Below are 25,353 nucleotides of genomic sequence, written 5' to 3' on the forward strand. Positions count from 1 at the left end.
GGTTGAAAACCGCAATAACACTGATTTACGCACCATTGGTGCTTTATTCTACTACTGCTGTGATGAGCTCGAAGATATTAAATTCCTTGAAGCTCTGCAGCTTATAATAGAGGCTTTAAAAACTGCTCTACAGGAAAAACTGTTCCTGACAAAAGAGACGATTAATGAATTTTTGGACTACTTTGTCTCGACTTTGCCTGATTATATCAAGCTAAAGCTATCAGTTGCTTCCTGCGAAAGTTGATTTATTGATTTTATTGGATTTGAAGGGTATATTGATGAAAGATATTAAAGATGAGAATTTTTTTATTTTTTTCTTGAAAATTATCCCATTTTTGACACGACTTTTCCATCGAAAACGAGAGTAAGATAGGAAAATATTAGAAGATGAAAATGAATAGAATGGGTGATTTATGACATGACTTTTTTGTCTGGAATGAACTAGGGGAATAAGGTTGAGGCGAGAAGGGATAAGGGATAAGGGGGATGAGATGGTGACATGAGTTTTTTATGTGTATACAGAAATTATCAAGGAATTTAGAAAACTTGTCTATAAAATCAAAAAACCTGAAATGGTGCTTTTAGATATCGATCCCACCTTGCTGAACACCTATGGTAGGCAAGAAGGTGAAGGTTTCAACTTCCACTACAGTGTCCATGGATACCATCCCCTTCAAAATTCAAAAGTGACATATTTTTGTTCCTTAATTTCGAATTGTGACACAATCCCAAAATTTTCTGCTTTTCATAGTCTGGAATCTATGATACAATTGTGTTTGTTGTATGGCTTGTGAATGTATTTACTTAACAGGAAGCTGTACACACCGCAATTATAACTCATCATAGGAGGGAGACGGAAAATATGAAAAATCTAGTGCAAAAATGGAATCAACTGAGCTTGGTGAAACGAATAATTGTAGGTTTAATTATCGGTATTATTCTGGCCCTGGCGATTCCGGAAACAGCAAAACCAGTCGTTATCTTTGGTTCTTTATTTGTAGGGGCGCTAAAAGCAGTTGCACCTATGTTGGTACTTTTCTTGGTAATGTCTGCTATCTCTCAGCATAAGAGCGGTCATGAAACCAACATGAAATCCATTATCGTTCTTTATCTGCTGGGAACGTTCCTTGCGGGTCTTGCAGCGGTGGTTGCAAGCTTTATATTCCCTGTAAGTTTAACGCTTGCAGGAGGAGCTGCAGTAGAGAACATGACACCTCCGGGAGGGGTAGTAGAGGTTATTCGAGCATTACTGCTGAATCTGGTTGACAATCCAATCAAAGCATTGTTTAATGCTAACTACATCGGTATACTGTCTTGGGCGGTACTTCTAGGCTTTGCATTGAGAAATGCGCCTGACTCAACAAAAACGATGATTGCAAATTTCTCAGATGCTTTATCCCAAATCGTTAAATGGGTTATCAACTTTGCACCGTTAGGAATCATGGGGCTTGTATTTGAATCTATTGCTACAAACGGAATTGAGTCTTTATTGAGTTATGGACGATTACTTGTACTTCTAGTGGGTACAATGTTATTCGTAGCACTTGTTGTGAATCCAATCATTGTTTTTGCAAGTATTCGTAAAAATCCATATCCCCTTGTGTTCAAGTGTTTAAAGGAAAGCGGCATTACAGCATTCTTTACACGCAGTTCGGCAGCAAATATTCCTGTAAATATGAGTTTATGTGAAAAATTAGGCTTAGATAAGGATACTTATTCCGTATCTATTCCGTTAGGAGCTACTATCAACATGGCGGGTGCATCTGTTACAATTTCTGTTTTAACGCTTGCAGCAGTCCATACCCTTGGAATTGAAGTGGACATAGCTACGGCATTCATCCTTAGTGTGCTGTCTGCAATCAGTGCTTGTGGTGCTTCCGGAGTAGCTGGGGGTTCCCTATTGTTAATTCCTTTGGCATGTAGTTTATTTGGAATTCCAAATGATATTGCCATGAAGGTAGTCGGTGTAGGTTTTATTGTGGGCGTTATCCAAGATTCTTGTGAAACAGCTCTTAACTCATCTACAGACGTACTCTTTACTGCTGCAGCTGAATTTAGAAAAAGACGCAAAGAAAGAAAAGAGATCTCTTTCAAAAGTAAAAAAGAAGAGGTTGCTTTTTAATACGGAGTGGTGTGAAAAAACATAGAAAATGCTGTTCCAAGATACAATATTTGCCTAAAACAACGTAAATATGTTGTGCAAATACAAAATTATTACACAAAACCTTCCTGTTTTTCAAAAAAACAAGGAAGGTTTTTGTATTATTTTCCAGAAAAGAATATTAGCTTTCTAAAGCGTGTAGGGAAATAAAAATATATTCGTTGCTTTGTATAGAAAGAAGATATATAATAAAAATATACTAAATCGATATGCTTAGTATGAATTGATTAAAATATTATAGTGATAGCGTCAAGGAGGATATGGTATTTGATGAAAAAGATTTATATTATTCATGAAAATAACGAATGGACAGCTCCATTATTGAAATGGTTGGAGGAGCTTAATCTTCCCTATGAGGATTGGTTTCTCGATAAAGGTATTTTAGATCTATCTGCTGAGCCGCCTCAAGGGGTGTTTTACAATCGAATGAGTGCATCATCCCATACCCGGAATCATCGCTATGCTCCAGAATATACGGGAGCAGTGCTTGCCTGGTTGGAAGGACATGGCCGAAAAGTAATCAATTCAAGTCGTGCCCTGCAATTGGAAATCAGCAAAGTTGCACAATATGCTGCGCTGAATGCCCATGGAATTCGTACGCCAAAAACAGTTGCGGTTGTTGGGAAGGAACAGATAATAGAAGCGGCAAAAAAGTTTAATGGACCTTTTATCACCAAGCATAACCGTGCAGGAAAGGGACTTGGAGTTCAATTGTTTCAAAATATCGATGTTTTGAGGAACTATGTGGAAGGACCTGACTTCGATGAGCCAATTGATGGAATTACACTCATACAGGAATATATTGTGTCTGCTGAACCGTTTATTACGCGATGTGAGTTTATCGGCAGAAAATTTTTGTATGCCGTAAAAGTAGATACCAGCCAAGGGTTTCAATTGTGTCCCGCAGATGCCTGTCAAATAGAGGATGCTTTTTGCCCGGTAGGAGAGGCGAAGAAATCTAAGTTTGAAATTATTGACGGTTTTACGAATCCCATTCTTGAAAAATATGAAAAATTCCTTGAAGCCAATGGTATTCATATTGCAGGCATTGAATTTATCATGGATAAAAATGGACAAATCTTTACTTATGATGTAAATACGAATACTAACTATAACTCAGACGCAGAGAAGGTGGCAGGGATTTACGGAATGAAAGCTATTGCCAGATATCTTGGAGATGAGCTTGCAAAGATGAATATCTAGAAAGCTAACTCTACATTATGTTAGAAATTCTGGATAAAAGGTTTTAAGATGAAAGGAAAGGGTATACTACTATTGTTCATATTTTTTCACTAAAAAAATTTTTGACTTTTATACCCCCTAGGGGTATAATAAATGATATAGGAAAGAAAGGAGCGTGTTTTATGGCAGTAAAAAATGAAACCTTCAATATTATCGGGATGACTTGCGCTTCCTGTGCAAAAGCCGTCGAAAGAAGCGTTAGCAAAGTGAATGGTGTGGCAAAGGCGTCGGTAAATTTTGCTACAGAAAAGCTGGATGTGCAATTTGACGATACAAAGGCTTCTCTTGATGATATCAAACAGGCTGTGAAAAATGCCGGGTATACGGCAGAGGGAGAAAGCAGTCTTAGGGAGGTAACCATCCCTATTGCAGGGATGACCTGTGCTTCCTGTGCTGCGAGCATTGAACGATCTATCAAAAAGCTTCAGGGCGTACAAAATGTTAGTGTAAATTTCGCCACAGAAAGGGCAACCGTTGTCTACGACACCAATCAGACCAGGATATCAGAAATTAAACAGGCCATAAAAAAATCAGGATACCAAGCCTTAGAGATTGAAGCCGGTGAACAGGCAGACGAAGAAAAGCAAAGAAGAGAAAAAGAAGTGAAGACCCTCTGGAAAAAATTTATTGTATCAGCCATATTTACCATACCATTGCTATATATTGCCATGGGGCACATGCTTGGAATTGAACTTCCGGAAATTATAGACCCTATGATGTATCCGTTGAACTTTGCCCTTATTCAATTGGTGCTGACGATACCGGTGGCAATCGCAGGAAATAAATTTTATTCTGTGGGATTTAAGGCACTGTTCAGAAAAAATCCCAATATGGATTCCCTTATCGCATTAGGAACTAGTGCTGCGATCATATATGGTATTTTTGCTGCTATACAGATAGCAAATGGTAACATCATCTATGCTCAAGATTTGTATTTTGAAACGGCTGCAGTCATTATCACCTTAATCCTGTTAGGGAAATATCTGGAATCTGTCACCAAGGGAAAAACCTCAGAAGCAATTAAAAAATTGATGGGACTTGCACCGAAAACCGCTACCGTTGTCCATGGAGGAGAAGAAGTGATTATACCTATTGAGGAAGTAGAAGTGGGCGATATTGTACTGGTAAAGCCCGGTGAAAAAATTCCTGTAGATGGTGTCGTGATTGAAGGACATACATCTGTAGATGAATCCATGTTGACAGGGGAAAGCATTCCCGTAGAGAAAAATATTGGCGATAAAGTTATCGGAGCAAGTATCAACAAAAATGGTCTCATCAAATTTAAGGCTACAAAGGTAGGGAAAGATACGGCATTGGCACAAATTATCAAGCTGGTTGAAGATGCACAAGGCTCCAAGGCACCCATTGCCAAACTTGCCGATGTCATATCAGGCTATTTTGTTCCAATTGTTATTGTGATTGCCATCGTGGCAGGACTTGCATGGTATTTGACAGGTCAATCGGTGATATTCTCCTTAACCATCTTTATTGCCGTACTGGTGATTGCTTGTCCTTGTGCCCTGGGTTTGGCAACACCTACGGCGATCATGGTGGGGACTGGAAAGGGCGCGGAATATGGTGTGCTCATTAAAGGGGGAGAACCCTTAGAGACCGCCCATAAAATAAAAACCATTGTATTTGACAAAACAGGTACTATCACCGAAGGAAAACCAAAAGTAACAGATGTTATTGCCATAGAGGGATACCAACAAGATGAATTGTTGCAAATTGCAGCATCGGCAGAAAAAGGTTCCGAGCATCCATTGGGTGAAGCCATCGTAAAAAGTGCAGAAGAAAAGGGCCTAAGCATGCTGAAAGTGGATAAATTCCGTGCTATCCCGGGCCATGGCATAGAAGTCAGCATCGAAGGAAAAGAAATATTGCTTGGAAATAAAAAGCTCATGAATGATCATCAGATCACGATCACTTTGCAAGATGAATCCGATAGACTTGCCAGTGAAGGAAAGACACCGATGTTTATGGCAATAGACAACAAGCTGGCGGGAATTATTGCAGTTGCAGACGTAACGAAGGAAAGCAGTGCCTTTGCTATTAAAAAGCTTCATGAAATGGGCATCAAAGTTGCCATGATTACCGGCGATAACAGAAGAACGGCAGAAGCTATTGCAAAGCAGGTGGGAATCGATATTGTGTTGGCGGAAGTGCTTCCCCAAGACAAAGCAAACGAAGTGAAGAAACTGCAGGAGCAAGGGGATATTGTAGCAATGGTGGGAGATGGCATCAATGATGCTCCGGCTTTGGCCCAAGCAGATGTAGGAATTGCCATCGGCTCAGGAACAGATGTTGCTATGGAATCAGCAGACATTGTCCTGATGAAGAGTGATCTGTTGGATGTTGTGACGGCACTGCAGCTAAGCAAAAAAACCATCAGAAACATCAAACAAAATCTATTCTGGGCTTTTGCCTACAATACAGCAGGTATACCGATTGCAGCAGGTGTGCTATATGCCTTTGGCGGGCCTAAGTTAAATCCTATTTTTGCTGCAGGAGCTATGGCATTCAGCTCTGTATCGGTATTGATGAATGCCCTTAGATTGAAAGGCTTTCAGCCTGTGATTAAAAAGTAGATGGGGAGAAATCTTTCTTCTTGAAAATAAAACAGATGGAGGGATTGATTATGAAAAAGAAAATTACCATTGAAGGGATGAGTTGTAACCACTGTGTAGGTCATGTTGCAGAGGCCCTCAAAGAAGTATGCGGTGTAAAAAATGTTGAAGTAGACTTGGATGGGAAAAATGCAGTTGTAGAATTGGCCCATGCAGTAGAAGACAGCAAGCTAATTGCCGCTATTGATGAAGCCGGTTATCAAGCAGTAAAGGTTGAAGAAGTATAAAAGACAAATAAGAAATAGGCCCAAAGGAGGCTGACTTCCCCATGGGGATAAACCCGTACTGTGCTAAGATGACAGTACGGGTTTGTTTTTCTTCTAAAAGATAGCCTTATAGTTTTTCAAAGATTAGGAAAAGATGTTTGCAAAGAAATTGACCACGTAGGACAAATGGACTCCGCATGTTTTGCCATGACGAGCAGCTCGCCCGAGAGTTCTTTATCCAAGGATATAGCTTTCCCATCAAGACCTGCTTGAAAGACATCAGGGCATAGTCCTCCACATAGACCGCAAGAAATACAAGAATTCTTATCCACAAAGGCTTTCGTAACGATGGCACTCCTTTCCGTTGAAAATCGACACCTCTTATCTTTTAAGTATCTCCCATATTTGCTATGGATATAACAAGTTTGTATTCTTCTTATGGATAGTTTTCAAGCAAATGATGAAGATAGAGTATCTCCATAGAATCTCCATATATTTTTACTATAATATTTAACAAACAAAGCTATGGGAGGGCTAGCAAAATGAATAAGAGAGAAGAAGCATCGAATGGGATGTCAAAAATCAGCAATTGGGGGAGTGAAAATGCAAAGTAAGTTGAATATGGTATTAGCAATCATAGCATCGGTTGTTATGGTTTTTTCCGTTATTACTTTTCAGCGCAATCAGGCTTTTATGGCAAGCATGATGACAAGGCAAAATAATACGCAGACAAATAGCAATACGAATCAAAATGATAATCAAAATCATGAAAATATGACTGCATCTTCTGCTTTTAACAGTCATGATTATGCAAAAGGCACAGTGAAACCGCGGGATGGGCAGCCGGTGAAAAGATTTACACTGGTAGCGCAAGAAGCAGAATTAGAAATAAAAGAAGGTTTTGTGATTCCTGTCTGGACATATAATGGAACAGTTCCGGGGGAAGAAATTCGGGTAACAGAAGGGAATTATGTTCAGGTGGAACTAAAGAACATGCTGACGGAACCGGTGACAATTCATTGGCATGGATATCCACTCAATTCGGCCATGGATGGTGTACCCGGTTTGAATCAAGATGCCGTAAGACCTGGTGAAACCTTTGTTTATGAATTCTCTGCCGATGTGCCTGGGACCTATTGGTATCACTCTCATCAAGAAGGATCAAAGCAGGTGGATAAAGGATTGTACGGGGCATTGATTGTAGAACCTAAGAATAAAGGGAAAATAGATAAAGATTACACATTGATTCTTGATGAATGGATGGAGAATCCCATGGAGGAAATGGAAGGAATGGAGATGGGGACGGGGGATAGCGGTGGCCATGGCGGTATGAATATGTCAAATTCCAAAGGGACGGACCCTGTGATGGAAGAAGAAGAGATGATGGCTTATTCCTATAATATCTATACTGTGAATGGCAAATCAGGAAAAGGAATAAGGCCAATCGATGTAAAGAAGGGTGATGTGGTAAGGCTTAGATTTATCAATGCCGGATATAGATCCCATGGAATTCATATTCCTGGACAAGATATTAAGATTGTAAGTACAGATGGACAGGATATCCATGGAGCAGCCTTGATTAAGGATCAGATAATTCAAATAGCACCGGGAGAGAGATATGATGTAGAGTTTACAATAATGGCAGATGAAAACTTTTCCATTGATTTTCATGACAATAACCCATACAATGATCAATTGCAAATACCTGTAATTGTTGCTGATGGAAATGGAAGGACAAGGACAGAAGAACTGGCAGAATATCCTTGGTTTCGATTAGAAAACTACGGGCAACCCGGAACAGGAAGATTTACATTAGATCAACCCTACGATATTGATTATATGGTTCAGTTAGATGCTTTCGGAGACAAGGGGGAGTTGCGATATACAATCAATGGTAAAACCTTCCGCCAATTGCCGGCACTTAAGCTGAAAACAGGAAATATAGTAAAATTCACTTATTTTAATAATAGCAAAGTGGACCATCCAATGCATTTGCATGGCCATTTTTTCCAGGTGCTTTCAAAAAATGACCTTCCTGTTTCCGGGGCAGCCATTATGAAAGATACTCTACTCGTGAAACCCGGAGAGAAATATGTGGTAGCCTTTGAGGCGAATAATCCTGGCAGATGGGTGCAGCATTGCCATGAATTGCACCATGCCGCTGCAGGTATGATGCAGGACATTGTATACGAAGATTTTTTGTCCAAATATATGCCCAATCCCCAAAATACGTATAATAAACCGGAGTAAAAAATTGAAGCATCATGTCTTTTCATGGCACCACGAAGAGAAGGATGGCCCATTCTGGAATAAAAAATAGCAAAACGTGCCGCCCCTCCATAAAATCTCCATATTGATTTAATATAATATATTCATAAAATTTGAAAATGATGACTAATGGAAAGGGGGATATTTTGTGAATAAGACAACCAAGATATTGCTTGTTATGGCCATTGTTGTAGCCGTTGCTGCGGCGGCATACGGTATACATCATATGTTTTATCCAACAAACATGCCAATGTAGAAAACTTATTTTGGGTATCCCTCGAGGAAACTGAGCATTTCTTCGAGGGATACCCATGGAAAAGGAGGAATCACAAAAAATGAAAAAGTTTCTTAACGGTCTATTCACGGTGTTCTTGTTAATCGTTATTGTTGGTGGCGTGGGATACATTGGATATAACTATTTGTATATGAATCATGGTTCCATGAATATGCCGGGTGTGCAAAATCAGCAAAACAGTGGTTCTACAGGCACAAATAGTACCGATGCCAGCAGGCAGAAGGACATGCAGCATGGAATAGCAAATAACCAAGTCCCTCAAAATAACAATGGACAAAGAGGTGCAGGTACGCAGGGAGCCATGGGAGATATCAATTTAGCGTTCCAAAATAAAGATAGTTTAAATAAAGCCATATACCTTATAAATGAATCGATTCGCCTCATGACCCTAGATCCCTATGCCCCTAGGGAAAAAGTGGAGATGAATATGGGGAATATGGCGCCTCAAACAAATAACAGCCCTGTCATTGATAATGTCCAGCCAAACAATATACCGGAAACAAACACCCAGGGGAATACAACGATCAATATTTATCCTCCAAGCAGTGCTGCTAGCAATATGCAGACGAATACCTTCCCCAAAATGAAAGATATGGGCATTACGTATGATCCAAATAAAATGGAACAGCTCCACGCTGGTTTATATAAGTTGTCCGTCGGTATGCAATTATTGGAGCAGTTAAATAATGAACTGGCATCTCAAGCGGCGCAGGCAAATCAAAATATGCAAAATCCCGTCCAATACTATTCAAATCAATACAGCATGGCGCTGCAAAATAAAAATAAGTTAAACCAAGCATTAAGCTATGTGAATGAAGCGGCAAATCTTGTGAATATCAATCCTTATATATCAGCCAGCGGATTGGTGTTTGACAAGGATAAGATGCAGCAAATCCATCAAAGTGTATTTAAGTTGGCTCAAGGAGTAGGTGAACTGAATAAGTTAGGAGATGACTTTACAAAGCAGGCGGGTTATATGGCAAACATGATGCAGAACTATATCAATAACCAGAATTTGCCGCAAATGAATCATAATACACCTGCAATCTCTAACCTGTTTAACGGAATATTGAATAATATAAGTATTCCTACAGTTGTAAATGCCATGCTGGTGTTATTTGCAATTGCATTTATTCTGGGAATTTTAGGCTCAATCTTTAGCTTGTTGAAGCCCCTTGCGCAAAAAGACCCCAAAGAGGCATCGGCAAAATGAGGTCTGGGAAAAATGACGGAGGAGGGAAATATATATGTGGGAGGCAATTAAGAATGATCCTGTGTTAAAAAGCATAACCATTCTGGTTTTAGGGGTTTTAAGCTTCGGTTTGGCCTTTAACATTATGTTTGGAAGAAATACGGGTGGAATGGACATGGATGGCAGATATTCCCTAGAGAATACGCTGGCATATATCCTTTCTATCTCTATAAAACTTCTGCTGATCGGCCTTGTCATTGCATCGATAATTTTATTGGTGAAACTGATAAAGAAGTATTTGATAGAGGGGACTGAACTCAAAATGTTTGAATCCATTAAGATTGATAAGATAAAAAAGGATCCTGTATTGAAAACAGGACTGATTGCAGTGGCTGTAATACTTGTACTAAGCTTTATCGCAATAATTTCTAACTCACCATATAATGGTTATGGCGCTATGGGTAGAAATTATTATGGTATGGCGGCAAATGGCTATTTTTTACCCATGGAAAACGCTGCTGTGATTTTCAGTAAATTATTGCTTTTTGTATCCGTCATCGGATTGATCGTTAGCTTTATCGCCTATGCAAGGCAGGAAAATATTTCGACAGGTATGAAAAAACTGATTCTGCCGAAAGGTACCCCCGATACAACGGTTCAGTGCGAGACATGCAACTTCGTTACGGATCGGGAATACAAGTTTTGTCCTTCCTGTGGGAATCAGAGAATTCAAGAATGTGTTTACTGTGAAGCTGCATTGAAAGATGGATGGAAATGCTGTCCCAATTGTGGAGCAGAAATAAACAGAATAGACAGCGAAACAAATATAATGGAAAATGAAATAGTCCAAGCAACGGTAGAAAAAGCGGGTGAAGATGCAGATAAAAATCATTTTTCTATAGAAATTGCAGAAGCAAAAGATGTTGCGAATGGGATGGCTGATAAAAAAGAAACATCCGTATCTTTAGAAAATGATAGCAAACATCAAAAAACACATGAAAAAAACAAGGGAAAAATAAAGGAGTAAAGGTCCATGAATATTCGCTTCGACTTCATCATGCATTGGGTTTACGCAATTGTATGGGCTTTGTTGGGCATAAGCGGTTTCGCAATGGTTGGTGCTAAATATGGATGGCTGTTGAATTTCGATTATGCAACGGCTGACTATGTCCACCGCTTAATGGCCGCTGTATTCGTATTGATCACCTTTATCTCTATCGTTTATGAAGTATATCGAAATATCAAAAATGATAAAAGATATCTGGCTTGGTCTGTTTTCGGAAAAAGTGGCTATCAGTTGTTCACCTTTATTACCACCCTCATTTTGATTATCACGGGAGTTTTGATATGGGTGCATAATGGCATTGGTATGACAGGTATGGGGTTTGCATTGCTTGTGCATGAATACGTATCCTATCTTGCCTTGGCAGGTGTAATTTGGCACATTTATGTAAAGTGTCATGCCTTGATTTGGCCTAAAAAGGTGGATAGGCAATCAGAGCAAAAAGGCAGGGGAGGAAAGGCAGATGTTGCAAAAGCCATGGATTAAAATATTTATTTGGTTTATGGCAACATTTTTCTTCTTCCTTGCATCGGGGGTTATCATTTCAATATTTAAGCCAGGACCAACAGAAAGTGAAGTTATGCAATTTATGATGGGCATGATGGCCGCAATGGACCAATCGATGATGGGTGTAGCTATGAATATTGAACATCATGGTGTACTTCAAGAAGTGATTGTACTATCTACAAAATTCATGATTCCACTTATTCTCATAAGTACGGCAGCAGGATTTGTTATCAGGTATGTACAGCGGAGGAATGATCATGTTAAACCCTAAAAAGCTTCATTTTTGGAGATTGACATTTATATTTGGTGCCTTGACCATCATTACGCTGTTTTTTCTTTGGAGTGCCCCTGAAGCCAGGAAAGCTGAGATGATGACTACTCGTATGGGAAATATGGCTCAGGGCATGCATGTATCGAATATAACGCTATATGATCTTTTCAGGGATGAAGAAGGAAAGGAGCAGATGGCACAGATGCACAGCCATCATCAAGCCCAGGCGCCGATCATATGGAATCTCAGCTTTCTCACCACAGGGCTAATCTTTCTCCTGTTGCCTTTTATCATCGGTGGATCCATCATATTAGCAATTCTATGGATAAAATAATGAGAATAACAAATATACTCATATCCTTTGCCTTGCCGTTATGGTGATTGGCAATTTTTCTTTTTTTTGAGAACATTTCTATTAGGATTGCAAGGTATCCATCCCACAAAATGTTTTCCCAAATTTTAATTTTCATGATTAGCCCTTCTAAAAGTGAAGAAAAAGGATTCCTCATAACCTCAGAGAAAATGATATTTTATAAAGGATCACCGTGGTCAGTGGACAAAAAATGTTACACAACAGGGCAATGGGGGTAAATTTATAAAAAGTATTTATTTTTCACTGGGGTGGTGGTCTCTGATGGCAAAGAAAAGGTTTTATGATCCCGTTTTTGAATTTTTACCGAATGATGTTTGGCATGGGAAGAGGGACGTTTTTATTTGCGATAATTATAGCTTTATAGCAGAGGAGATTCCAGTATCGAAAGATGGGAAAGACAAGGAGGAAATTAAAAAACAAATTTATCAACTCCATACCCGGTACAAGATTCTTTTTGAATACAGCCCAGATGCCATAGCATATTTTGACAAGGACCACCGCGTATTGGACGTGAATCATGCATTTACAGAGATGTTTGGATATACAAAGACAGAATGTCTGGGAAAAGATCTGGATGACATTGTCGTACCTCTCGACAAAAAAGAGGACGCAGTCAAGTATACCATGGAGCTTTTTCAAAAGGGAAAGATTTTTGCAGAGGCTATACGGTATAAAAAGACGGGGGAACACTTTTATGTGGATATACGAGGGATTTTGGTGAAAGTTGACGGAGAAATCATGGGAGGGTACGGAATTTATACGGATATTTCCGATCGAAAGGCATTAGAAGAAAAACTGACCTATTTAAGTTTTCATGATCAGTTGACGGGACTTTACAACCGAAGGTTTTTTGAAGAGGAATTAAGGCGTTTGGATCATGAAAGAAATTTGCCCTTGACCATTGTGATGGCAGATGTGAACGGCTTGAAACTGGTCAATGATGCCTTTGGTCATAAAATGGGGGATCAGCTATTAAAAAAGGCAGCAAGAGTTATGAAAAAAAGCTGCCGAAGGAACGATATTATTGCTCGACTGGGGGGAGACGAATATGTCATCTTGTTGCCTAAAACAGACAGTGACGCAGCGGAGGAAATTGTAAAGCGGATGGAAAATAACATGAAAAAACAAAGAGTAGCTTCCGTAGAAGTATCTATTTCTTTCGGATTGGCAACCAAAAAACATCCAAGACAAAAAACAGAAGAGATTATGAAAAAAGCGGAAGATGAAATGTATAGAAAAAAGCTGTTTGAAAGCCAAAGCATGCGCAGCAAGACGGTGGAGATGATTGTCCAAACCCTATACCTTAGAAATATGAGGGAAAGGGAACATTCTAGAAGAGTTGGAGAATTGTGCCAAAAAATGGGGGCTATTTTTGGATTTTCCGATGAAAAAATAAGGGAGTTGAAAAAGGCCGGGGAGCTCCATGATATCGGCAGGATTGCCATCGAAGATAGAATTTTAAATAAAAAAGAAGAACTTTCCGAAGATGAATGGAAAATTGTAAAAGCGCATCCCGAAACGGGATACCAAATATTGCGGGCTGTAAATGAGCTGACGGATATTGCTACTTATGTATTGCATCATCATGAACGATGGGATGGAAAGGGGTACCCGAAAGGTATGAAAGGAGCGGAGATTCCCTTAGAGGCAAGAATGATAGCCATTGCCGATGCCTATGATGCCATGACGAATGAAATTGGCTATCAAAGACCTTTTGCCATGGAGGAAGCCATTGAAGAGCTTAGAAAGAACGCAGGTTCCCAATTTGATCCGGATTTAGTGGAACTGTTTATTCAGTATGTGTTGTAAGGGATAAGAAAAGGCAAAGCCACATCGGTATAGGAAAGATGAAAAGCTTTGTGGGGGAATGAAGATGGATGTTTTTGTGGCGCGTCAACCCATATTTGATAAATCATTAAAAGTAGTAGCCTATGAGTTGTTATATCGAGAAGGAGAAGAAAATCGCTATGGCGATGAGGATGGAGATCGGGCAACTTCCCGTGTGGTAACCAATAGTTTTTTGAGGATCGGTATTGAAAAATTGACAGGCGGAAAAAAGGCTTTCATTAACTTTACGGAAAAGTTGATTAAAGAGGAAATCCCTACGATTTTTCCAAAAGAGTTAATTGTGGTGGAAATATTGGAAAATATTGTACCAGATCAAAATGTAATTCAAGCTTGTCTACACTTAAAAAAGAAGGGATATGTTTTGGCCTTGGATGACTATATATTCCATAGCCCTTATGACTATCAAGAACTGTTTGCTTTGGTGGATATCATTAAAGTTGATTTTTTATCGAATACTGTGGAAGACAGGAAAAGCATTCCTAAAAAAATAAGCAATAAGAAAATTAAGTTTTTGGCGGAAAAAGTAGAAACAAAAGAAGAATTTGAGGAGGCACTCCAAGCTGGCTATACTTATTTTCAAGGGTATTTTTTCAGCAAGCCTATCGTTATCTCGGGCAAGGAAGTTCCTGTATACAAGACAAATTATATTCGCGTATTAGAAGAAATCCATAGGGAGGATCCGGATTTTGATAAGATTACCCAAATCATTGAAACGGATATTTCCATGTCTTATGAATTGCTTCGTTTAGTCCATTCTGCTGCCTTTCATCCTGCAAGCAAAATCACATCTATAAAGCTTGCCATTGCCCGCTTAGGTCTAAAAGAAATGAAGAAATGGATCGGGTTGATGATGATGCGTGATTTGGCAAGAGATAAACCCGATGAACTGATGCGAAGTGCCCTGATTCGAGCGAGATTTGGTGAACTGCTGGCAGAAAAAATCGGCCATGGGAATCGGAGGTCGGAAGTTTTTCTCATGGGAATGTTTTCCTATATCGATGTTTTATTAGAAAGACCTTTAGGGGAAATATTAAAACATTTGCCGCTATCTCAAGAAATTGTCGATGCCCTGCTGGGTTATGGGGGAGAGTTCCACCATTTGTATCAATTAATCAAGGCATATGAAAAGGGCAACTGGAAAGATGTGTTTTCTTTGGCGGAAAAATTGAAGATAGAGGAGAAGCTTTTACCAAAATTCTATGTGGATGCGCTTGATTGGACAAATCAGATTTTTTCTTTTACGAATCTTCTATAAAAAATTGTTGGCCTTAGGGCTTTTTTTTTGGACAAAACAAAAAGCAAATTGCAAGGATTAGTAAAAATATTGTTTACTATTTATTATTATTATTGAATATTGTTTTGTATTGTTTTATAATGATTTTAGAAAATTTCTCGTTAAATTTTAAAGGATCTATAGGAAAAAATCTATTCGACCATTAGAACTAGAAAGAGATCATAAAAAAATAAGAGATAAAAAATAGAGAAAGATTATGGGGGGAAGCAAAAATGTATAAATTGTTAGCTGTAGATATGGATGGAACGTTGTTGGATCACAAACAGGAGATATCAGAGGAAAACAAGCGGGCCATTCAGAGAGCGATGGAAAAGGGAGTGAAGATTGTTATTTCCTCAGGAAGAGCCATAACAGGCATTGAAAGATACATAGAAGAACTGGGATTGCTGGGCGAGGAGGATTACAGCGTCACTTGCAGTGGTGCCTGTGTCATAAACAATGCCCAGACAAAAATTCTGGAAGAAAAATATATAAGCTATGATGAATTTCAATACGTTTTTGAGGTGGCCCGGAAATATAATATTTATTTGAACATATATACTGAAAATCGTATTTTGGTCCATTGGGATAATTATTCAACAAGGATTGATTCCGCTGCGAATCGTCTGCCAATGGAAATTGTAGATTTTCATAACCTTGATAAAGACGTAAAGATTATGAAAATGACGCTGATCAATGAGGATGCCAGTATTAAAGAAGAGCTTTTGTCCGTTTATCCCAATATCCCTGTTTCAGATATAGATCTGCCGACAAGAGATAAATTTGATAAAAGATTGTTTGCGGATGCAAAGAAATTTTTGGGAGCATTTTCAGAAAAGTTTACCCTGTTAAAGACAACTCCTTATCATATAGAAGTACTAAGCAAAGAAACCAACAAGGGGGCAGGTGTCCAAAGAGTCGCCGATATTTTTGATATAAAACCGGAGGAGATTATTTGCATAGGAGATTCCGGGAATGACCGACATATGATAGAATATGCAGGACTAGGGATTGCCATGGGCAATGCAAGTCCAGAACTTAAGAAAGCCGCCGATTATGTGACTCTATCGAACCAGGAAAATGGTGTTGCCCATGTCATTGAAAAATTTATCCTGTAGGTGAAGGAAATAGGAAGTCTCAAGAAGGAGAGGATTTTTTGTTTGCGGAAGAAAGGTTAGAACAAATGCTTGCCATATTAAATGAAACGGGTAAAATCGTGGTGAAAGAATTGAGCCAAAGATTTGGTGTAACAGAGGACTGCATAAGAAAAGATTTGAAAATTTTGGAGAGGAATGGATTTATCAAGAGAACTTATGGCGGAGCCGTCGCAAACCGTCAATCTGCTCAAAACAGCAGTGTATTGCATCGCAAAAATATAAATTTGGAAGCGAAGAGAATGATTGCAGAAAAGGCTTTTGCAATCATCGAACCAAAGGAAACCATTTTTTTGGATATCTCTACAATCAATATACTGATTGCAGAAAAGCTTGCTGCCGGGAACAAAAAGGTTACCGTTGTGACCAACATGATGGATGTGATCAATGCATTGGCAAATAGTGATCATGTGAAAGTCATCGGAACGGGAGGCGTATTCTATAGGGAATTGAATGGATTCGCGGGTTCCACTGCCATTGAGACAATCGAAAAATACAATTTGGATAGAGTCTTGATAGGAAGTGTAGGGGTGAATGTATTTGACAAGAGTGTTACCACCTTTGATGTGGAAGACGGCAATACTAAAAGGGCCATTATCAATGCGGGAAAACAGGTGTACTTGATCATGGAAAGCGGAAAGTTTTATATGGATGGAGTTTATAAATTTGCGAATCTATTTGATATTGATACCATCATTGTGGATGAGAAACCCGATGAAAAAATTTGCGAAGAAATTGAAAAAATTGGTGTAAATATTTTATAGATACATCGGTCGTCCAGAAAGGCCATGGATTGGTTGTTCAATCCATGGCTTTTTTGTAATGCATAGGAAATTATGTACTTTCATAAATTGTGGATAAGTCATAATTTACGTCATGTGTTTCAACAAAGTTTTCCTTTAAATCTTCCAATGGAAGACTTTGATATTTTTATGGAATGGGTAAACACGAATTATGTCGGAAAAAGAAGAACGAAAATTATGAAAATTCAGAGGGAAAAAAATATATATATAGAAATATTTTTATGATATTGGGAAAGAGAGGTGAAGAAAGAAGCAGCCGGATTCTTATTTTTTTATATGCCGTTTTATTTATTAGACGAAAGGAAGGATGGAATTGAAAAGGAAAAAAGGTTTATCACTTTTGGTAGCACTGGCCATGATTTTCAGCATCCTGTTTCCGGGAATGGCCTATGGTGCTGGCAACAATGGCCCTGAAGATTTGAAAAAAGTAAAAATTTATAAGGAAGACAACACAAGTCCCAGAATTCAGTTAATGAGAATTATGAATATTCTGGAGGAAAAAAAGACATCTGAAGGCAATCCTCTGGTAGGGGATGACAAAGTAAGGTTTGTGATCAAAAGCGACGGAAGAGATATTTCCAAGGCACTGATGAGCGCAGGGGCAAAAATTACCAGAGAAATCTCAACAGACATGTATGCCGTTGAGATTCATGAGGAAAATGCAAAAAAATTATTGAGAATTGAAGGGATCAAGAAAATAGCATTGGAAAAATATTATATGCTGGATCCCATTGAAAGGACAGAAGTGGACAGGCCTCTAAAGGAATTCGAGCCTGATCTGGAAACAACCCATGATGATACAAAGGCCGATGCTTTTCGATCTCTTTATGGATATGACGGTTCAGATGTGGTGATTGCAATATTGGATACCGGCGTTGACGTGGGGCATGAGATGCTGCAGTATACAACAGATGGAGATATAAAAATTATTGACTGGAAAGACTTTACAGGAGAAGGCGATGTTCTGCTATCTTCCGAGGGGGAAGTGTTTTCTGATACAGTGGCAGGAACTGTATACGGAACGGTATATCATTCGGTATATGCAGGGGATACAAAATATATCGTACCTACAGAAATTACTATAGGGGAAACGGTTTACCTCGGTACAATTAATGAGTATGATACATTATACAGATATGCAGCATATGGACGTTATCCGGATTTGGTAGAATTCGATTTTAACGGCAATATAAGAGACAGTTTCCCCATCCTGGCTGTAAAGGATAGTAGAGGAGAATACAATATTGTCTATGTTGATACAAACCGTAACAATGACTTTAGTGATGAGGTGCAATTAATACAATATGACAAAGGTATAGGCGAAGGAAAAAGATATGTTGCAAAATTCCCAAGACTTGATGCAACAGAAGAAGATCCAAAGGACGGTAGGGAAGTGCACTTTGTGCTTACTGCTATCAAAGAGGGGGAAGACGGTGTCTTTGTCAATTTAGGCTATGACGGTGGAGAGCATGGTACCCACGTTGCTGGTATTGCCGCAGGCAACGGTACATTGAAGGGTATCGCCCCAGGGGCCAAGATTATGGCGCTGAAAGTATTGGGTTCCCATGGTGGAGGCGGAATGTCAGGCATCATGGCAGCCATGGAGTATGCTGCTGAAAATGGAGCAGATATCGTAAACATGAGCTTAGGTTCATTCTCGGATATTAATGACGGCTCCCATCCGGAAGCCGAGTTGGCAAATGAACTTACAGAAAAATATGGAACAATTTTCTGTATATCTGCAGGCAACAATGGACCTGGAATCAATACGCCCGGCTCACCCGGAGATGCGGATAAGGCCATTGCATCAGGTGCATATATAGAGCATGATACATGGAGGGAAGATTATGGCAGCGAAGTACCGGGTGAAGGGCTTTGGCGTTTCTCATCCATAGGACCCAGGGAAGATGGAGCAATCAAACCTGACATCATTTCACCGGGATCTGCCTATTCTTCTGTGCCTGTATGGGATGATTATGTCACAAGATACGAGCCTGGTTATGATGTATATCAAGGAACAAGCATGGCGTCACCCCATACAGCAGGCTTGGTAGCATTATTATATGAGGCGGCCAGAAAAGAAAATATTGCAGATAAGCTGGATTTTTACTTATTGCGGGAAGCGCTGCAGGAAACAGCCAGAAAGCTTGAGGATTTGCAGGTGGTGGAACAGGGCGGAGGGCTTGTAGACGTAGTAAAAGCCTATGACTATATGAAAGAGAAGGCTAGCGGCAAGAAATATAACATCAAGGTAAACACAAACTACAATGAAAGGCTCAATTATTCAACGGGGATTTATATCCGAAATTATGAAATACCGGAAAAAGTTGTGATAGAGGTAACAAATTATGAAAATAAGGATATTACCTTGAATTTAACAAAGTCAGGAGATGCAAGATGGTATACATTGATGAACGGCACATTGAATGTACCGGCCAACGGGTCAGCCCAATTCAGAGTGTACTTTGATACAACCATTGGCCATGGATTGTACAGTGATATTGTAAGAATTGATAGCCCCGACACAGAATGGATTGACGGCGTACTCCCCATTACTATTGCAAGGGGTCAAAGTATAACAGATGATTATGTTGTCCGTGGGGAAATAGCTTCTGCCCACTATGATAGAAACTTTATCAAAGTTCCTTCCGGCATTGACAAAATGACAGTAAGACTCCAACCCATAGAGAATGCCGAGGGGCAGCTCGGTAAGTTAAGATCCATTGCATCTTATCCCAACGGAATGTTGGCATTTGATACATATAATAGTAAGAAACCCAACGGTGGGTATGTGGGACTTGGTGCGCCCGATCCGACTGCCCCAGTGGAGTATTCAATTGAAAATCCTGTGCCAGGGGTCTGGGAAATCAATACCTATGCAAACTTTGATACGGGAAATCTCCAAAAAGAAGCATATGGTGAGGCATCGAATACTGCAGCATATGAGATGACCGTCATTTTTGAAGGAATTGTCGGAAACCCTGATAACTTTACTGCAGAAGTTGAAAAAGGCAGTGAAGTATCAAAAGAATTTACCTTTACAAATTTGACAGGTGAAGATAAAAATATTCTTGTTCAGGGTTCAAATCTCATTGATTTAGGAAACCTGCCGGCGCCGGCAGCTATGGACTTGGTATTTGGCAGCAATTCAGAATACGAGTCTTCGTTTACGGATACAATTGTTATTACAGAAGAAGATCCCAACTATCTGCTGAATCTTACAACGGAATCATTGACATACCCGGACGGGGATGATTTTGATTTGTATTTGTATGACAGCAAAGGAAATGTGGTGGCAAAGGATGAAAGCGGTGATGCGCAAGAATCCATCAGCATCGCCGGGTTGCCTGCAGATACCTATACGGTAGAAGTAATGAAATATGCGGCAGCCGGTGATCCAACGACTATCAGATATACAAAACAAGTGGTAAACATCAGTGCCGGGAATCCTGAGGCTACGGTCAAATTTGATTCTGAAGCATCTGAGCATGTGCATGCGAAAGCATCATGGACAAAGATGGCTACTTGCATAGTTACGGATAAATTAGAAAATACAGGAAGTTATGGCGGGTTTATCTTCATCAAGGATTCTGATGCAGATAAAATGTTGGCGCAACTGCCGGTAAACATAACTGTGGTTGAGGGAAATATGAATCCTCTGAATATTCGGAAGCAAGTGAAAGCTTTCTATGAAGGAATCATTCGATACAACAATCCGGCTTCCATTTATGCCACAGCAGATAAGCCGGCTGTTTGGGAAGTAACGATCAAGGATGTCAATGGCGTTGCTGTAAAGACTTTGATAGGCAAATTAAGCAATACATTTGAGCAATTATGGACGCCCTCCAAAAATGATCCTTCAGGAACATACACATTTGAATTTACCGCAACAACTGTTGACGGAGAAGTGTCGAAGGCAACGGAATCTGTAGAAGTTTACAATTTAGCAACAATGGTAAAAAACATTGTAACATTGGATGTGGATGGAAAAGAAGAAAAGGAATTTCAATTAAACAACATTGTATATGTGAAGGCTACGATTGAAAAAATTGACAAAGATGTGACCGGATTTGCAATTGTCCAAGTAAAAGATGCCAACGGGAAACCCTATGCTTTAAGATTTGTCCCGGTTTCCGAAGGGACAAACGAATATTCTCTTGGTTTCAACCTGCAAGGTGTTGGAAAAGGAACACATACGGTGGAAGTATATGTGTGGAAGGGTTTATTAGCAATGGAGCCATTATCATTAGTAAAAACTTTTGAGTTTACAGTAAAATAAAGGATGAAAAGGGCTTTTGCCCTTTTCATCAATTTGCGTATGGCAAAGCTGTTTTTTCTTAATAGAATTCACTTGGAAGTTATCATGAATAGGAGGGAAAAATTTGAATAAAAAAACGATATCTGTATTACTCATTGGGCTGTTATTTACTATGTTGTTAAGCACTCCAGCCCTGGCCCTTGCCCAGTACAGTCTTGAACTGAATCTTTCAAAATCCACCTTTCGTAAGGGTGAGGATGTGGCAGGGTCTGGCATTGTGGCGTTGAATGGCAAAGGAGTCAGTGGGGCACAGGTGACCTTGAAGATTTGTGATGCTGCAGATAGTTCGATTTATGAAATAGGACAGTGCACCGCAGATGGACAAGGAAGATTTCAATTTGCTTTTAAACTGCCTGCAGATATAGCAATAGGAACATATAAACTTGTGGGAAAAGCATTTGATGCGGAAAAAGAGAGTGCCTTTGAATTAAAAAACAAAGAGTCTCAGTCTCTGCTTGCAAGCATTAGGATTATCACCAATGGAAAAACAGTAGAAAAGGGAAAAACTCTTCAATTACAGTTAGAAGGCACCATGAGTGATGGAAGCAAAGTACCGGCCAGTCAGCTGAATGATGCTATTTGGTCAAGCTCCAATCCATCCATTGCTACTGTCGGTCCTAAAAATGGTTTAGTGAAGGCTGAAGCCAAAGGGGTTGCAACGATTACGGCAAAAGTGGGCAATCTGACGGATGCAATCGATATTACAGTGATAGAAGTCACTTCTTCCAATGGTGGCGGCGGTACAACATTGGTTTTGGAACCAAGTATAAATACTCGAGGAAATACGGCGACATTATTCTTGGAAAATGCAAAATATGGAAAAGCTCAAGTAGCGCCAAGTATCATTCAGACCCTTGCAAAGGATAATAAACCTTTGGTAGTGGAGAATAAGGGAATTAAGATTGAATTTGCTCCCCAATCCTTAATGACTTCTGAGTTAACAAAGGCTTTAGAAGATAAGAATGCCAAGTTAGAACTTGGTGCAAAAGCATTGACCAATGAAGAAAAACAAGAAGTTATCCAAAAAGCTGCTCTCGGTGGAAATACCGGTTTATTAGAGATTGGCGGCATGGTAGTAGAGTTAACTGCACAAGTTATAACAAAGAATACAAACGGAGCTGTTGTTGCAACGAAAATCGCTAATTTTACTGAACCCGTAGCGGTAACATTAGATTTATCCGGACTCAAGTTAACAGAACAAGATATAGCACAGCTGACAGCCGTTCGCTATGTGAAGGATGAGCAGGGGAATATCATCCCAGTAAAGCTAGGTGGTACTTATGATTCTAAGACAAAGACATTTATATTCTATACAGATCAATTCAGCTTATACAGTGTTGTAAAAGCTTCCAAGCTTATGAAAATAGATTTGGAAATCGGCAAAACAACTACAAAGGTAAATGGACAGAGCAAGAACAACGATGTAGCACCAACCATCGTAAACAATAGGACCATGGTTCCGGTAAGATTCATCGCTGAAAATCTTGGTGCAGAAGTAAACTGGTTTGGAGATACAAGAACAGTTGAAATGAAACTGGATAGCAAAACCTTACGTATGGCAATTGATATGCCAATAAAAGGCTTTGACACATCGCCGACCATTGTAAATGGCCGTACGTTGGTGCCGCTGCGTTATGTATCCGAAGAATTGGGTGCAAATGTATTATGGTTTCCATCAACAAAAACAGTGCAAATTGTTAAGTGATTTTGCAATACGCCATACAGCTCCTTAGAAAGACTTTTTCTTATCACCAGCGGCCAGTTACTAGCTGTCAGCTACTGCCAACGATGCAATCCTATGGGTTATTCGCTATCATCCAGTAGCCATTGGTGACGAAGCCTAAATCTCAAGGGATCTTGCTTATCCCATTGCTTTTTCTACAGATCGAGAGCCTTTTCAGGCTCTTTTTTTGCAGTCATGGATGGAGCAGTATTTGCTATCCTGCATCTATGGCTTCTTTTGCTATGCATGGGGGAATCGATCAGATGGTTTCTGCAACGCAAAAAAACATTGACACGATACAATTGTTATATAATAATATAATTGTAATCAAATTGTATCTAAAATAGAGATACAATAGATACAATACACAAAAATAGATACAATATAGGTAAAAATAAATGTCTAGGAGGAATGGGGATATGCAGGAAAGATATGAATTGAATAAAAACCTGGCCCAAATGTTAAAAGGCGGCGTGATCATGGATGTGGTCAATCCGGAGCAAGCCAGAATCGCAGAAGCAGCAGGTGCTGTAGCAGTGATGGCATTAGAAAGAGTACCATCGGATATTCGAAAGCACGGGGGAGTGGCTAGGATGTCAGATCCCAAGATGATTAAGGAGATACAGCGGGCAGTATCCATACCGGTAATGGCAAAGGTGAGAATAGGTCATTTTGTGGAAGCACAAATCCTTGAGGCGATCGGGATTGATTTTATAGACGAAAGTGAAGTATTAACCCATGCAGATGATTTGTATCATATCAACAAACATGAATTCAAAGTTCCCTTTGTATGTGGTGCCAGAAATCTTGGAGAAGCATTAAGAAGAATTGCGGAAGGCGCTTCTATGATTAGGACAAAAGGAGAAGCAGGCACCGGCAACGTGGTAGAAGCTGTAAGACATATGAGAACCATGTTGTCAGAGATACGAAAACTAAAATTGATGCCGAAAGAAGAGCTTATGACAGCGGCAAAGGAAATGGGAGCGCCCTATCATCTGGTGCAGTATGTGGCTGAAAACGGAAAGCTTCCCGTAGTAAATTTTGCAGCAGGGGGAATCGCAACGCCTGCCGATGCAGCCCTTATGATGCAATTGGGCTGCGATGGTGTCTTTGTAGGCTCGGGAATCTTTAAGTCCGGGGATCCGGAAAAAAGGGCAAAAGCCATTGTAAAGGCGACTACTTACTATAATCATCCAGAAATTTTGGCTGAGGTGTCCGAGGACCTTGGAGAGCCGATGTCAGGTCTGGAAATTGATAAACTGGATACAAAATTTGCTGAAAGAGGATGGTAAGAATGATAAGGGTTGGCGTATTGGATATGCAAGGGTCTGTCATTGAACATGTAGAGATGCTCCAACATATAGAAGGTATTCAACCGATTAGAGTAAAATACCCGAATCAAATTGGTGAAATTGATGGATTGATTCTTCCGGGGGGAGAAAGTACGGCGATCGGGAAGCTCATAAAAGATTTTGGAATATATCAATCTTTAAAAGAGCGAATGATACAGGGAATGCCTGTATGGGGAACTTGTGCCGGGATGATTCTGTTGGCTAAGAAGATTATAGGGGAAGAAACAGTTCATTTGGGCGTAATGGATATAGATGTGAGAAGAAATGCTTATGGCAGGCAGATAGACAGCTTTAGAATAGAGAAAAGGATACCGATGGTTTCAGAAAATCCTATTCCCCTGGTATTTATTCGAGCACCGTATATTGAACGGGTTGGAAAAACTGTGGAAATTTTGGCGGAACATGAAGGGAAGATTATCGCGGCAAGGCAAAACAATATGCTGGTCACATCTTTTCATCCGGAACTTACAGAAGATATGTCATTTTATCGGTATTTTCTTCAGATGATATAGAGAAAAGGTATTTGGAGGTAAAACCCAAATACCTTTTTCATGTGCGCCCGGCATGGGCAGTAACTTGGTGGTGAAAGTCCGCTATGGGCTTGGCAGTGGGAACCATTAGCCAAAGGCAAGGGTGTCCATCGTGAGGTGGAATCTGAAGGAAGCCGGAGGCAAAGT

At 39.7% G+C, this 25,353-nt stretch carries 20 protein-coding genes and 1 pseudogene; 20 read left to right on the forward strand and 1 reads right to left on the reverse strand.

Annotated features, from left to right (window positions below):
• The 6 genes and pseudogenes from AN619_RS16110 to AN619_RS01520 form a co-directional block, all read left to right on the forward strand.
• A pseudogene (locus AN619_RS16110) lies at positions 1-244 on the forward strand (hypothetical protein); the annotation flags it as partial.
• A 268-nt stretch (positions 245-512) separates the two neighbouring features.
• Complete coding sequence (locus AN619_RS16630; RefSeq protein ID WP_068554401.1) at positions 513-794, forward strand: transposase; 282 nt, start codon at positions 513-515, stop codon at positions 792-794.
• Positions 795-862: 68 nt separating this feature from the next.
• The gene (sstT, locus tag AN619_RS01505) at positions 863-2,122 is read left to right on the forward strand and encodes a serine/threonine transporter SstT (RefSeq protein ID WP_068554403.1); all 1,260 of its coding nucleotides are present in this window, start codon (positions 863-865) and stop codon (positions 2,120-2,122) included.
• 309 nt (positions 2,123-2,431) lie between these two features.
• Positions 2,432-3,364, forward strand: coding sequence for an ATP-grasp domain-containing protein (locus AN619_RS01510; RefSeq protein ID WP_068554405.1), 933 nt, complete (start codon positions 2,432-2,434; stop codon positions 3,362-3,364).
• 161 nt (positions 3,365-3,525) lie between these two features.
• On the forward strand, positions 3,526-5,991 hold the full coding sequence (locus AN619_RS01515) for a heavy metal translocating P-type ATPase (RefSeq protein ID WP_068554407.1): 2,466 nt from the start codon (positions 3,526-3,528) through the stop codon (positions 5,989-5,991).
• 50 nt (positions 5,992-6,041) lie between these two features.
• A complete protein-coding gene (locus tag AN619_RS01520; protein ID WP_068554409.1) occupies positions 6,042-6,257 on the forward strand; it encodes a heavy-metal-associated domain-containing protein in 216 nt (71 codons plus the stop codon).
• A gap of 116 nt (positions 6,258-6,373) precedes the next feature.
• Here AN619_RS01520 and AN619_RS16635 read toward each other — a convergent pair whose 3' ends face one another.
• The gene (locus AN619_RS16635; protein ID WP_242867270.1) at positions 6,374-6,568 is read right to left on the reverse strand and encodes a ferredoxin; all 195 of its coding nucleotides are present in this window, start codon (positions 6,566-6,568) and stop codon (positions 6,374-6,376) included.
• 271 nt (positions 6,569-6,839) lie between these two features.
• On the opposite strand from AN619_RS16635, the gene AN619_RS01525 reads away from it, so the two are divergent.
• The 14 genes from AN619_RS01525 to pdxT all read left to right on the forward strand — a co-directional run bounded on the left by AN619_RS01525 (position 6,840) and on the right by pdxT (position 25,188).
• A complete protein-coding gene (locus AN619_RS01525; RefSeq protein WP_068554411.1) occupies positions 6,840-8,486 on the forward strand; it encodes a multicopper oxidase family protein in 1,647 nt (548 codons plus the stop codon).
• A 353-nt stretch (positions 8,487-8,839) separates the two neighbouring features.
• The gene (locus AN619_RS01530) at positions 8,840-10,012 is read left to right on the forward strand and encodes a hypothetical protein (RefSeq protein ID WP_068554416.1); all 1,173 of its coding nucleotides are present in this window, start codon (positions 8,840-8,842) and stop codon (positions 10,010-10,012) included.
• Positions 10,013-10,046: 34 nt separating this feature from the next.
• Positions 10,047-11,018 (forward strand): zinc ribbon domain-containing protein, encoded by a 972-nt coding sequence (locus tag AN619_RS01535; protein ID WP_068554418.1) that lies wholly within the window; start codon positions 10,047-10,049, stop codon positions 11,016-11,018.
• A gap of 6 nt (positions 11,019-11,024) precedes the next feature.
• Positions 11,025-11,540, forward strand: coding sequence for a cytochrome b/b6 domain-containing protein (locus tag AN619_RS01540; protein WP_068554420.1), 516 nt, complete (start codon positions 11,025-11,027; stop codon positions 11,538-11,540).
• Complete coding sequence (locus tag AN619_RS01545) at positions 11,518-11,832, forward strand: hypothetical protein (protein WP_068554422.1); 315 nt, start codon at positions 11,518-11,520, stop codon at positions 11,830-11,832. The genes AN619_RS01540 and AN619_RS01545 overlap by 23 nt, the downstream gene beginning before the upstream one ends.
• Positions 11,819-12,166: a hypothetical protein gene (locus AN619_RS01550; RefSeq protein ID WP_068554424.1), complete on the forward strand. Its 348-nt coding sequence runs from the start codon at positions 11,819-11,821 to the stop codon at positions 12,164-12,166. Before AN619_RS01545 ends, AN619_RS01550 begins: the two co-directional genes overlap by 14 nt.
• Before the next feature lie 300 nt (positions 12,167-12,466).
• Positions 12,467-14,014, forward strand: coding sequence for an HD-GYP domain-containing protein (locus AN619_RS01555; protein ID WP_068554426.1), 1,548 nt, complete (start codon positions 12,467-12,469; stop codon positions 14,012-14,014).
• Positions 14,015-14,078: 64 nt separating this feature from the next.
• Complete coding sequence (locus tag AN619_RS01560) at positions 14,079-15,308, forward strand: EAL and HDOD domain-containing protein (RefSeq protein ID WP_198153208.1); 1,230 nt, start codon at positions 14,079-14,081, stop codon at positions 15,306-15,308.
• 251 nt (positions 15,309-15,559) lie between these two features.
• Complete coding sequence (locus tag AN619_RS01565; protein WP_068554430.1) at positions 15,560-16,444, forward strand: Cof-type HAD-IIB family hydrolase; 885 nt, start codon at positions 15,560-15,562, stop codon at positions 16,442-16,444.
• Positions 16,445-16,482: 38 nt separating this feature from the next.
• A complete protein-coding gene (locus AN619_RS01570) occupies positions 16,483-17,244 on the forward strand; it encodes a DeoR/GlpR family DNA-binding transcription regulator (protein WP_068554432.1) in 762 nt (253 codons plus the stop codon).
• A gap of 352 nt (positions 17,245-17,596) precedes the next feature.
• On the forward strand, positions 17,597-21,562 hold the full coding sequence (locus AN619_RS01580; RefSeq protein ID WP_068554436.1) for a S8 family serine peptidase: 3,966 nt from the start codon (positions 17,597-17,599) through the stop codon (positions 21,560-21,562).
• 103 nt (positions 21,563-21,665) lie between these two features.
• Positions 21,666-23,306, forward strand: a complete 1,641-nt coding sequence (locus AN619_RS01585) for a stalk domain-containing protein (protein WP_068554438.1) — start codon at positions 21,666-21,668, stop codon at positions 23,304-23,306.
• Between the two features lie 437 nt (positions 23,307-23,743).
• The gene (gene pdxS, locus AN619_RS01590; protein WP_068554439.1) at positions 23,744-24,616 is read left to right on the forward strand and encodes a pyridoxal 5'-phosphate synthase lyase subunit PdxS; all 873 of its coding nucleotides are present in this window, start codon (positions 23,744-23,746) and stop codon (positions 24,614-24,616) included.
• A gap of 2 nt (positions 24,617-24,618) precedes the next feature.
• Positions 24,619-25,188 (forward strand): pyridoxal 5'-phosphate synthase glutaminase subunit PdxT, encoded by a 570-nt coding sequence (gene pdxT / locus AN619_RS01595; protein ID WP_068554441.1) that lies wholly within the window; start codon positions 24,619-24,621, stop codon positions 25,186-25,188.
• Positions 25,189-25,353: the final 165 nt, after the last annotated feature.

Origin of the sequence: Thermotalea metallivorans (assembly GCF_001562415.1) — a bacterium.
Classification (GTDB): domain Bacteria; phylum Bacillota; class Clostridia; order Peptostreptococcales; family Thermotaleaceae; genus Thermotalea; species Thermotalea metallivorans.

What these genes read in the sequence shown, in the direction of transcription:
- sstT (WP_068554403.1), top strand. Translation starts at nt 863, where the DNA reads ATGAAAAATCTAGTGCAAAAATGGAATCAACTGAGCTTGGTGAAACGA.
- AN619_RS01510 (WP_068554405.1), top strand. Translation starts at nt 2,432, where the DNA reads ATGAAAAAGATTTATATTATTCATGAAAATAACGAATGGACAGCTCCA.
- AN619_RS01515 (WP_068554407.1), top strand. Translation starts at nt 3,526, where the DNA reads ATGGCAGTAAAAAATGAAACCTTCAATATTATCGGGATGACTTGCGCT.
- AN619_RS01520 (WP_068554409.1), top strand. Translation starts at nt 6,042, where the DNA reads ATGAAAAAGAAAATTACCATTGAAGGGATGAGTTGTAACCACTGTGTA.
- AN619_RS01525 (WP_068554411.1), top strand. Translation starts at nt 6,840, where the DNA reads ATGCAAAGTAAGTTGAATATGGTATTAGCAATCATAGCATCGGTTGTT.
- AN619_RS01530 (WP_068554416.1), top strand. Translation starts at nt 8,840, where the DNA reads ATGAAAAAGTTTCTTAACGGTCTATTCACGGTGTTCTTGTTAATCGTT.
- AN619_RS01535 (WP_068554418.1), top strand. Translation starts at nt 10,047, where the DNA reads ATGTGGGAGGCAATTAAGAATGATCCTGTGTTAAAAAGCATAACCATT.
- AN619_RS01540 (WP_068554420.1), top strand. Translation starts at nt 11,025, where the DNA reads ATGAATATTCGCTTCGACTTCATCATGCATTGGGTTTACGCAATTGTA.
- AN619_RS01545 (WP_068554422.1), top strand. Translation starts at nt 11,518, where the DNA reads ATGTTGCAAAAGCCATGGATTAAAATATTTATTTGGTTTATGGCAACA.
- AN619_RS01550 (WP_068554424.1), top strand. Translation starts at nt 11,819, where the DNA reads ATGTTAAACCCTAAAAAGCTTCATTTTTGGAGATTGACATTTATATTT.
- AN619_RS01555 (WP_068554426.1), top strand. Translation starts at nt 12,467, where the DNA reads ATGGCAAAGAAAAGGTTTTATGATCCCGTTTTTGAATTTTTACCGAAT.
- AN619_RS01560 (WP_198153208.1), top strand. Translation starts at nt 14,079, where the DNA reads ATGGATGTTTTTGTGGCGCGTCAACCCATATTTGATAAATCATTAAAA.
- AN619_RS01565 (WP_068554430.1), top strand. Translation starts at nt 15,560, where the DNA reads ATGTATAAATTGTTAGCTGTAGATATGGATGGAACGTTGTTGGATCAC.
- pdxS (WP_068554439.1), top strand. Translation starts at nt 23,744, where the DNA reads ATGCAGGAAAGATATGAATTGAATAAAAACCTGGCCCAAATGTTAAAA.
- pdxT (WP_068554441.1), top strand. Translation starts at nt 24,619, where the DNA reads ATGATAAGGGTTGGCGTATTGGATATGCAAGGGTCTGTCATTGAACAT.